Genomic DNA, 10,375 nt, shown 5'->3' on the forward strand with positions numbered 1-10,375 from the left:
GGAACTGATGGTGTGGTGGAAGCGGAAGAAAGCGGAGGAACTCGTGTCGGATGACACCTGGCTCATCGTCGGCCTGGGTAACCCGGGGGCGAAGTACGAGGCGACGCGCCACAACGTCGGTCAGATGGCGCTCGACGTGCTCGCGGACCGCATCGGCGGCCGCTTCTCGTCCCACCGCACCGGGGCGCGCGTCGCGGAGGGCCGCGTGCGCCCCGGCGGCCCGAAGCTCGTGCTCGCGAAGTCGAACGGGTTCATGAACACGTCGGGCGGGCCGACCACGGCGCTCGCGAAGTACTTCTCGGTTCCGGTCGACCGGGTCATCGTGCTCCACGACGAACTCGACCTGCCGTTCGACACGCTGAAGCTCAAGCAGGGCGGAGGGCACGGTGGTCACAACGGCCTGCGCGACATCGCCAAAGCGCTGGGCAGCCCGGCGTTTCTTCGTGTGAGGATCGGCATCGGCCGGCCGCCGGGTCAGCAGGATCCGGCCGACTTCGTGCTGAAGCCCTTCGCGACCGCAGAGCGCGGCGTGCTCCCGGTGCTGCTCGAGGACGCCGCCGACGCCGCCGAGTCCCTCGTCGACGAGGGACTGCTCGCGGCGCAGCAGCGCTTCCACAGCAGGAGCGCCCAGTGACGCTTCGGGGGCTCGATCGTCTGCTCGAGTCATCGCCGTCGTTCGCCGCCGCCCTCGAGGCGAGTGCCGCCGACGCGGAGTTCTCAGTCGCCGAGGGGCTCCGTGCGCCGCTCATCGCCGGGATGCTCCGCAGGAGACGCGCTGACGGAGATCGAGGTGCGCTGCTCGTCATCGCGGCGACCAGCCGCGAAGCCGATGCGGTTCGCTCGGCGCTCGCCTCGCTGCTGCCCGATGCGATCACGGCGGAGTTCCCCGCGTGGGAGACGCTTCCGCACGAGCGGCTCAGCCCGAGCGCTGAGACCGTGGGGCGCCGCGCCGAGGCCCTCCGGCTGCTGCGCGAGTACGACGGCGAAGCGCCGCTGGTGATGGTGGCGTCGGTGCGGGCTGCGCTGCAACCCGTGTCGCCGCATGCGGCGTCGGCCGAGCCGGTGGTGCTCGCCGCGGGGCGCACGACGGACGGGCTGGAAGCGATCGCTCGTCGGCTCGTCGAGTACGCGTACACACGCGTCGACATGGTGACCCGACGCGGTGAGTTCGCGGTGCGCGGCGGCATTCTGGATGTGTTCCCTCCCACGGCCGACCAGGCGGTGCGCGTCGACTTCTTCGGCGACGAGATCGATCAGATCAAGCGCTTCGCCGTCTCGGATCAGCGCAGCGCCGGCGACCCCCTCGAGACGATCGAGCTCTGGCCGGCGCGCGAACTGCTGCTCACCGACGAGGTGCGCGAGCGCGCGGCCGCTCTGCTGCCGCGCTTCCCCGCACTCGGCTCGCTGCTCGAGAAGATGAGCGAGGGCATCGCGGTCGAGGGCATGGAGAGTCTGCTGCCCCAGTTGGTGCCCGGACTCGCTCCCATCACCTCGCTCCTTCCCGACGGCGGGGCCGTTCTGGTCGTCTCGCCCGAGCGGGTGGCGAGTCGCTCCGTGAGTCTCGCAGACACGAACCGCGAGTTCCTCGAAGCGGCGTGGCAGGCGGCGACGGCCGGAGCGGAGGCTCCGGTACCGGTCGACGACAGCGGGATGCTCTCGATCGGCGAGTTGCGGGGCGCCTCGCGCGGCCGGCCCTGGTGGTCGGTGTCGAACTTCGTGCGTGACGACTCGGTTCCGGGAACCGGAGAAACCGAAGCCTCGTCCGCAGATCCTGCCGCCATCGCCGTGCAGGGCGGCGCGTTCCCGAGGCCTGCGCAGGCCGGGGATGCAACGGGCGCCGCGATCCGGCTCATCGGCGAGCGCCTGCGCGACGGCTGGCACGCCGTCGTGACCGCGCAGGGCATCGGCCTCGTCGAGCGGGCCCGCGACGTGCTCGCAGACGCCGGAGCAGCGGCGCGCATCGTCGACGAGCTGCCCGACGAGTGGGAGGACGGCATCGTCTACCTGGTGACCGGCACCGCCTGGTCGGGCTTCGAGAGCGCTGAAGCGCGCCTGCTCCTGGCGACCGAGGCCGAGTTCTTCGGGCGATCGGCGGGCTCCCAGGCCGCCGCGGGCCAGAAGCTCGCGAAGCGTCGCGGCAAGAACGTGGTCGATCCGCTGAAGCTCGTGGCGGGCGACTACGTCGTGCACGAGACGCACGGCATCGGCCAGTTCGTCGAGCTGACGCAGCGCATGGTGCCGACCGGGATCGGCCGGGACGCGACGAAGGCGCTGCGCGAGTACCTGGTGCTCGAGTACTCCTCGACCAAGCGCGGGATGCCGCGCGACAAGCTCTACGTGCCCACCGATCAGCTGGATCAGCTCTCGCGATACGTCGGCGGAGAAGCGCCGACGCTCTCCAAGATGGGCGGCAGCGACTGGGCGAGCGCGAAGAAGAAGGCGCGCAAGGCGGTGCGCGATATCGCGGTGGAGCTCGTCAAGCTCTACTCCGCGCGCGTCGCCTCGAAGGGGTTCGCCTTCTCCGGAGACACGCCGTGGCAGCACGAGCTCGAAGAAGCGTTCCCCTACGCGGAGACGATCGATCAGCTCACCACCATCGACGAGGTGAAGCGCGACATGGAGCGCACCATCCCGATGGATCGCCTCATCGCCGGCGACGTCGGCTTCGGCAAGACCGAGGTCGCCGTGCGGGCCGCGTTCAAAGCCGTGCAAGACGGCAAGCAGGTCGCGATGCTCGTGCCGACGACGCTGCTCGTCACGCAGCACTTGGAGACGTTCCAGAACCGCTTCGCCGGCTTCCCCGTGCGCCTGCGGCCGCTCAGCCGCTTCCAATCGGAGAAGGAGTCGCGCGACACGATCGAGGGCCTCGCCGCGGGCACCGTCGACGTCGTCATCGGCACGCACCGGCTGCTCGCCGAGAGCGTGCACTACAAGGATCTGGGCCTCGTCATCATCGACGAGGAGCAGCGGTTCGGCGTCGAGCACAAGGACGCGCTGAAGAAGCTCAAGACCAACGTCGACATCCTCGCGATGAGCGCGACTCCGATCCCGCGCACGCTCGAAATGGCGGTCACCGGCATCCGGGAGATGTCGACACTGGCGACCGCGCCCGAGGATCGCCACCCGATCCTCACGTTCGTCGGGCCCCGGAGCGACAAGCAGATCACCGCCGCGATTCGCCGCGAGCTGCTGCGCGAGGGGCAGGTCTTCTTCGTCCACAACCGTGTGCAGTCGATCACGAGGATCGCGAATCAGATCGCGGAGCTCGTGCCCGAGGCGCGCGTCGCGGTCGCCCACGGCAAGCTGGGGGAGCACCAGCTGGAGCAGGTCGTGCAGGATTTCTGGGAGCGCAAGTTCGACGTACTCGTCTCGACGACCATCATCGAGACCGGTCTGGACATCGCGAATGCGAACACGATCATCATCGACAACGCCGACAAGTACGGCCTGAGTCAGCTGCACCAGCTGCGCGGGCGTGTCGGCCGGAGCCGCGAGCGCGCCTATGCGTACTTCCTCTACGACCCCGACAAACCGCTGACCGAGCACGCGCACGAGCGCCTCGACACGCTGGCGACGAACAACGAACTCGGCTCGGGCATGCAGGTGGCGTTGAAGGATCTCGAACTGCGCGGGGCGGGAAACCTGCTCGGCGGCGAGCAGTCCGGTCACATCGCCGGGGTCGGCTTCGACCTCTACCTGCGCATGATCGGTGAAGCCGTCAGCTCGTTCAAGGGCGAGGAGGTCTCCGGTACGACCGAGCTGGTGCTCGAGCTTCCCGTCGACGCCCATATCCCCGAGGAGTATGTGGAGAGCGAGCGACTTCGGCTCGAGGCCTATCAGAAGTTCTCCGCGGCCTCCCACCCGCAGGCCCCGGCCGAGCACGTGTCGCTGGTGCTCGAGGAGCTCACCGACCGCTACGGGGCCCCGCCCGTCGAGGTGGAGCGTCTCGCCGCGGTCTCCGCGCTTCGACGCCGGGCCTCCCGACTCGGTCTCACGAAGGTGGTCGCCGCCGGCCCGGCGCTTCGCATCGAGCCGGTCGAGCTGCTCGATTCGCGCCGCATGCGCATGAACCGGATGTACCCGGGCTCGCGCTTCGTCGAGGCGTCGAAGAGCCTGCAGATTCCGCTCCCGGGCGGCACCGCCTCGTCGCGCAGCCCGCTCTCCGGCGTCGGGCAGAAGCTCGTGGGGGACGAGGGCGACATCGTCGCATGGACGGGACGAGTGCTCGCGACCCTGCTCGAGGAGGATGCCCCGGCCGGGGACTGAACCGCCGAGGACGTCGATGGGAGCGCCCGGCGCCCTCCGGAGACGACGAAGGCCTCGCACCGTCGGGTGCGAGGCCTTCGTGATCCAGGTCGGAATCAGCCGGCGGAGCAGAGATCCTGCAGCTTCTGCCCGGCCTCGGTGAGCGAGGTCGAGTGCTCCTGGAGCTTGGTGGTCATCTCCTCGGCCTCGGACTGCATCTGCTCGAGCTTGTCCATGGCCTCGGGGTCGGCGGGATCGATGCTGCTCGTATCGGGGATCTCGTACCCCTCGAGCGTGCCGCTCATCGCCGAGAGCTCATCGGTGAAGTTCGTGAGCGCGGTGGACACCTCTTCGTTGGTGACCTCCGCCTGCGCCTCCTCCAGCGCCTCGGTGATCGGGTCGAACGCGGCGCTCAGATCGCCTTCGCCGGACATCGCGTCCGAGAGAACGCTCTGCAGATCGCCCGTGGCCTCGTATGCGGTATCGCCCCAGCAGTGTCCCCGGGACCGCACCAGGCTATCAGGCACTTTTCAGGATCTGCGGCCCGGATCGCGGGGTTCGGTATCCCGATAGGGTGGTTGAGTATGAGGACCGAGGCAGCCGGTGACCCACGTCCGTTCGATGCGCTCCTCGAGACGGTGCGCCGCCTCGTCGCTCCCGGCGGCTGCGCATGGCACGAGGAGCAGACCCACGAGTCGCTGACGCAGTTCCTCGTCGAGGAGACCGCCGAGCTCATCGATGCGATCGAGCGCGAACTCCCTCCCGCCGACGTGCAATCGGAACTCGGCGACGTGCTCTATCAGGTGCTGTTCCACGCGGCGATCGCAGAGCGCGATGGCGAAGGCTACGATTTCGACGGCATCGCTGCGACGCTGAACGAGAAGCTCGTGAACCGGCACCCGCACGTCTTCGGCGATCGCGGGTACATGACGGTCGACGAGCTGCACGCCGAATGGGAGCGTCTCAAGGAGGACGCGGCGGGGGAGGAGCGGGGATCGCGCGGCCCGCTCGAGGGGATTCCCGCCGGAATGCCGACGCTCGCCCGTGCGGCGAAGGTCATCGAACGACTGAAGCGCGCCGGCCTCATCGACCCGGGCGCGGGGGACGCCTACCCCGAGGATCCGCTCGCCGCGGTGATCGGCCCCGACGAGCAGCGGCTCGCCGAGTTCGGCATCGGAGATGCGATGCTCGCGATGCTGATGCGGGCGAATCGCGCCGGGGTGGATCCCGACCGTGCGCTGCGCCTCGCCGTCGACCGGCTGACCGCGCGCGTGCTGCACGACGAGGGGTGATCTACACGAGGAGGCCCAGGGCGCGGGCCCGCGACACTGCAGCGTGCCGGGTCGTCGCGTCGAGCTTCGTCATCGCCGTATTGAGGTAGCTCTTGACCGTGTTCTCGGCGAGACCGAGCGATTGGCCGATCTCGGCGTTCGTCGAGCCGAGGGCGACGTGGGCGAGTGCGTCGAGCTCTCGAGGAGAGAGTCGCACGGCAGAACTCGCCGGAGCGCGCGGCCTGGAGGCTCGCGTTGCGGTCGTCAGGTCGGTGAGCCGGTGCTCGATGCTGCGGAGGCGCTCGCGCAGCCGCGACGACGGCGCTTCCGCCAGTGCGCCGCGCAGCTCGGCGTGCACGTTGCGCAGGAGTTCGACGGCCCGGGGAGAGAGTGAGGCGGGCTGAGCCGAAGGGTCCGCGCCGGCGTCGCGTCGTCTCGCCTCGAACCGGCGCGAGACCTCGTCCTCGATGCGCAGTTCGCGGGAGAGGTCGCGGGCGACTCCGGCGGCCGCGCGCACGAACGCTCCCTCGGGCATCGCAGGGCCGCGTGAGCCGCCGTACAGGACGGCTCGAGCCGAGCCGTCGACGAGCACGGGGAACGCGAGCAGCCCGACGATCCGCTCGCGCGCGATGTACGAGTCGTATTCGTGCGTGATCTGCCGACTCGTCACGTAGTTCGCGGCGATCCGAGGTCTGCACTCGCGCATCGCACGGCCCCCGAGGCCCCGATCTGCGCGCACGAGCAGGCCCTCGATGGCGCCGTGCTCCGCACCCGTCACCGCGGTGAGGACGGCGTTCCCCGAGCATTCCAGCCCGCCGAACGCGATGTCGAACCGCGTTTCCCTGGCGAACGCGACGACGGCGTCGCTCAAGATGCGCTGCACATGATCCTGTTCCAGCCGCTGCACGTCATCACCCAACTTTCGGAGGTAGCTCACGCTAACACCGGTTTTCTATGATCAGCATGAGTCGTCGCGACGTTGCGACGAGGAAGCTTGCATTCAAGGGAGAACCGAGTGACCGAACCAGCAGACGCGCATGAATTGCAGCGCGACCCCATCGATTACGTCGCATTCCGGGACCGCCCCGAATTCCATGAGCTGAAGCACCGATTCCGGCGCTTCGTCTTCCCCCTCGCGATCGCGTTCATGCTCTGGTTCCTGCTCTACGTGGTGCTCGCCGCGTTCGCCCACGAGTTCATGGTGACCCCGCTGCTCGGCATGAACGTCGGGCTGTGGTTCGGCCTCGCGCAGTTCGTGACCACCTTCGCGATCACAATGGCGTACGTGCGCTTCGCCAACCGCCGGTTGGATCCGCGGACGACGGCTCTGCGAGCCGACCTCGAGGCGCTGGAGGAGAACCGATGAGCGCGGCGAGCTGGCACGCTCAGGCGACGAGCGCCGAGCAGAACCCGGTGCTCAACATCGCCATCTTCCTCGCATTCGTCGCAGTGACGATGGTCATCGTCATCCGCGCGAGTCGCAACAACAAGAGCGCCGCCGACTTCTACGCGGGTGGGCGCTCGTTCTCCGGGCGGCAGAACGGCATCGCCATTGCGGGGGACTACCTCTCGGCCGCGTCGTTCCTCGGCATCGTCGGGGCGATCGCGATCAACGGATACGACGGATTCCTCTACTCGATCGGGTTCCTCGTCGCCTGGCTCGTCGCACTGCTGCTCGTCGCCGAGCTCATGCGCAACACCGCGAAGTTCACGATGGCCGACGTGCTCTCGTTCCGGCTGCAGCAGCGACCGGTGCGCATGGCGGCGGCGCTGACGACGCTTGCGGTGTCATTCTTCTACCTGCTCGCGCAGATGGCGGGTGCGGGAGGCCTCGTGTCGCTGCTGCTCGGAGTCGACGACGCGCTCGGGCAGTCGCTCGTGATCGCGATCGTCGGGGTCGTGATGATCTGCTACGTGCTGATCGGCGGTATGAAGGGCACGACCTGGGTGCAGATCATCAAGGCCGTGCTGCTCATTGCGGGCGCCGGCGCGATGACGATCTGGGTGCTCGCGCTCAAGGGGTTCGACTTCTCGGCAGTGCTCGACGCCGCCGTGAACCACCCCGAGAACGCGAACGGCGCGGCGATTCTCGCGCCCGGGCTGCAGTACGGCGCGAACCCGATCGATTTCGTCTCGCTCGCCCTCGCCCTGGTTCTCGGCACGGCGGGCCTGCCGCACGTCCTCATGCGCTTCTACACGGTTCCCACCGCGAGAGACGCGCGCAAATCCGTCGTGTGGGCGATCTGGCTGATCGGCATCTTCTATCTCTTCACACTGGTGCTCGGGTACGGTGCAGGCGCCCTCGTCGGGCCGGAGACGATCGCCACGGCGCCCGGCGGTCAGAACTCCGCGGCCCCGCTCCTCGCAGCTGAACTCGGCGGTCCGCTCCTGCTCGGCTTCATCTCAGCCGTCGCATTCGCCACGATCCTGGCCGTCGTCGCGGGTCTGACGATCACAGCATCCGCTTCGTTCGCACACGACATCTACAACAGCGTGCTCAAGAAGGGGCGCGCGTCGGCGAAGCAGGAGGTGAAGGTCGCCCGAATCACGACGCTCGTCATCGGCGCCGCGGCGATCCTCGGCGGTATCGGGGTGCAGGGGCAGAACGTCGCCTTCCTCGTCGCGCTCGCGTTCGCGGTCGCCGCGTCGGCCAACCTCCCGACCATCCTGTACTCGCTCTTCTGGTCGAAGTTCACCACCCGAGGGGCCGTGTGGTCGATGGTCGGCGGTCTGCTCTCGGCGGTCGTGCTCATCGCACTCTCCCCGGTCGTCTCGGGGAGCGAGAAGGCGATGCTCGGGCCGGACATCGATTTCGCGATCTTCCCGCTGCAGAATCCGGGTATCGTATCGATCCCGCTCGGGTTCCTCCTGGGCTGGCTCGGGTCGGTGACGAGCTCGCGACAGGAGTCGAAGCGTCTGGCCGCCGAGATGGAGGTGCGCGCGCTCACCGGCTACGGTGCGGAGCCCCCCGTGCAGCACTGAGCGCCGGCCGCGCGACGGGTGAGCGGGGCCGTGGAAGAATGGTGAACCATGGCCCAATCCGTGAACCCGCCGCGCGGCATGCGCGATTTCCTCCCCGCTGACAAGGCGCGTCGCGAGCACGCGCTCGGGATCATCAGGAGCGTCTACCGCTCGCACGGTTTCGATGAGATCGAGACCCCGGTGGTCGAGGACTACGCGCGGTTGCACGCAGGGCTCGGCGGCGACAACGAGAAGCTCAGCTTCTCGATCCTGAAGCGCGGGATCAGGCCCGAGGCGCTCGCCGCAGCGGCGCAGGCCGGCGACGCGGAGCAGCTGGCCGATCTGGGGCTCCGATTCGATCTCACCGTTCCGCTCACCCGGTTCTTCGCGTCGCACCGCGCCGAGCTGCCGCCGGTGTTCCGCTCGATCCAGATCGCGCCGGTCTGGCGCGCCGAGCGGCCGCAGAAAGGACGCTACCGGCAGTTCGTGCAGGCCGACATCGACATCATCGGCGAGGCCGGCCTGCTCGCGGAGATCGAACTGATCACCGCGACCTCGCAGGCGCTCGCCGCGCTCGGCCTCGACGGCTGCGTGATCCGAGTGAACGATCGCCGCATCCTCTTCGGTCTGCTCGCGCACTGCGGCTTCGCCTCCGACACGCACGATCGCGCCCTCATCACGATCGACAAGCTCGACAAGATCGGCGCGAGCGGAGTCGTCGAAGAGCTGCGCGCAATCGACGGCGATGCGGCCGAGCGCATCGGTGCGGTGCTGGCGGCGGTCGAGCCTGCGCTCGGCGCCGACGGCGCCGGAGCCGGAATCCCGATCACCCGGGAGGCGATCGCGGGGGTGCTGCCCGAGGGGGCCGCCGAAGACGGCGTCGCGAATCTCGTCGCGCTCGGCGAGGCGCTCGAGGGCGGCCTGCCCGCCGGGGTCGCCGTGCGCTTCGATCCGACGCTCGTGCGCGGAATGGGGTACTACACCGGAACGATCTTCGAGGTGGCGCACCCCGGGTCCGGCAGCTCCGTCGGCGGCGGCGGACGCTACGACGGCATGGTCGGCCGCTTCCTGGGGCAGGACGTGCCCGCCGTCGGCTTCTCGATCGGGTTCGAGCGCGTCGTCGACCTGCTCACCCTGCCTGACTCGACGGGGCCTGAAGCGGTGGCCCTGATCGCCGACGCCGACGTCGAGCCTGCGGATCTGCTGGCGCTGAAGCGCACTCTCGTCGATCGCGGACACCGCGTGCGTCTCGAGAAGCGGCAGAAGAACATGAAGACGCTGCTCGCCCGTGTCGCCCAGGAGGGATTCTCGCGCGTCGCGAACGTGCGGGCGGGGGTCGCAGACCCTGATGAGCTGGAGTTCCGCGCCCTCTCCGAGTGACCGTGCGGTGCCCGCTGCGATCGCCGCTCGAAGCCGTCGCCCTTCCACTGACGACCTGGAGCGCTCGAAGGCGTTCTACACGGCGCTCGGCTGCGAGATCAACCCGAACTTCACCGACGAGAACGCCGCGTGCGTGGTCTGGGACGAGAACATCTTCTTCATCGTGCTCGCGCGCGAGTACTTCGGCACGTTCACCGGCAAGCCGATCATCGACGCGCGCGACGCCGCACAGGTGTCGTTGGCGTTCAGCCGCGACTCCCGCGAGGAGGTCGACGCAGTGATCGCGAAGGGCCTCGCCGCGGGTGGCAGCGAACCACGATCGGCGCAGGATCACGGCTTCATGTACGGCCGCGATCTCGACGACCCCGACGGAAACGCGTTGAGCTTCCTCTACATGGATCCGGTCGCGGCCGAGCAGGGCCCCGAGGCGTACGAGCAGCCCGAATCCTAGGAGGGCGGTGCCCTAGACTGGGGTGGGGGGGGGGGGGCCCCCCCCCCCCCCCGGGGGGGGGGGGCGC

Annotated in this window: 9 protein-coding genes; 7 read left to right on the top strand and 2 right to left on the bottom strand. The window is 69.0% G+C overall.

What is annotated here, in order from left to right; all coding sequences use genetic code 11:
- Nucleotides 1-7: 7 nt before the first annotated feature.
- Both pth and mfd read left to right on the top strand, forming a co-directional pair.
- Complete coding sequence (pth, locus tag PQI23_RS02215; RefSeq protein WP_339971147.1) at nucleotides 8-634, top strand: aminoacyl-tRNA hydrolase; 627 nt, start codon at nucleotides 8-10, stop codon at nucleotides 632-634.
- Entirely contained in the window at nucleotides 631-4,266 is a 3,636-nt protein-coding gene (gene mfd / locus PQI23_RS02220) for a transcription-repair coupling factor (RefSeq protein ID WP_339971115.1), read from the top strand. The genes pth and mfd overlap by 4 nt, the downstream gene beginning before the upstream one ends.
- Before the next feature lie 95 nt (nucleotides 4,267-4,361).
- Here the strand turns inward: mfd and PQI23_RS02225 are convergent, their stop codons facing one another.
- On the bottom strand, nucleotides 4,362-4,679 hold the full coding sequence (locus PQI23_RS02225; protein WP_339971117.1) for a hypothetical protein: 318 nt from the start codon (nucleotides 4,677-4,679) through the stop codon (nucleotides 4,362-4,364).
- 150 nt (nucleotides 4,680-4,829) lie between these two features.
- Here PQI23_RS02225 and PQI23_RS02230 point away from each other — a divergent pair, with 150 nt between their 5' ends.
- Complete coding sequence (locus PQI23_RS02230) at nucleotides 4,830-5,537, top strand: MazG nucleotide pyrophosphohydrolase domain-containing protein (RefSeq protein ID WP_339971118.1); 708 nt, start codon at nucleotides 4,830-4,832, stop codon at nucleotides 5,535-5,537.
- A 1-nt stretch (nucleotide 5,538) separates the two neighbouring features.
- Here PQI23_RS02230 and PQI23_RS02235 read toward each other — a convergent pair whose 3' ends face one another.
- Entirely contained in the window at nucleotides 5,539-6,453 is a 915-nt protein-coding gene (locus tag PQI23_RS02235) for a helix-turn-helix transcriptional regulator (protein WP_339971120.1), read from the bottom strand.
- Nucleotides 6,454-6,531: 78 nt separating this feature from the next.
- Here PQI23_RS02235 and PQI23_RS02240 point away from each other — a divergent pair, with 78 nt between their 5' ends.
- Genes PQI23_RS02240 through PQI23_RS02255 form a run of 4 tightly spaced genes read left to right on the top strand, consistent with a single transcriptional unit; the run spans nucleotide 6,532 to nucleotide 10,308 of the window.
- The gene (locus PQI23_RS02240; RefSeq protein ID WP_339971122.1) at nucleotides 6,532-6,882 is read left to right on the top strand and encodes a DUF485 domain-containing protein; all 351 of its coding nucleotides are present in this window, start codon (nucleotides 6,532-6,534) and stop codon (nucleotides 6,880-6,882) included.
- Nucleotides 6,879-8,498, top strand: a complete 1,620-nt coding sequence (locus PQI23_RS02245; protein WP_339971123.1) for a solute symporter family protein — start codon at nucleotides 6,879-6,881, stop codon at nucleotides 8,496-8,498. Before PQI23_RS02240 ends, PQI23_RS02245 begins: the two co-directional genes overlap by 4 nt.
- Before the next feature lie 48 nt (nucleotides 8,499-8,546).
- Nucleotides 8,547-9,857 carry a histidine--tRNA ligase gene (hisS, locus tag PQI23_RS02250; RefSeq protein WP_339971125.1) on the top strand — a complete coding sequence of 437 codons (1,311 nt, stop codon included), beginning with the start codon at nucleotides 8,547-8,549 and terminating at the stop codon, nucleotides 9,855-9,857.
- Nucleotides 9,826-10,308, top strand: coding sequence for a VOC family protein (locus PQI23_RS02255; protein ID WP_339971127.1), 483 nt, complete (start codon nucleotides 9,826-9,828; stop codon nucleotides 10,306-10,308). Before hisS ends, PQI23_RS02255 begins: the two co-directional genes overlap by 32 nt.
- The last annotated feature ends 67 nt before the right edge of the window (nucleotides 10,309-10,375 follow it).

This window comes from Leucobacter sp. USCH14 (assembly GCF_037619215.1).
Classification (GTDB): Bacteria; Actinomycetota; Actinomycetes; order Actinomycetales; family Microbacteriaceae; genus Leucobacter.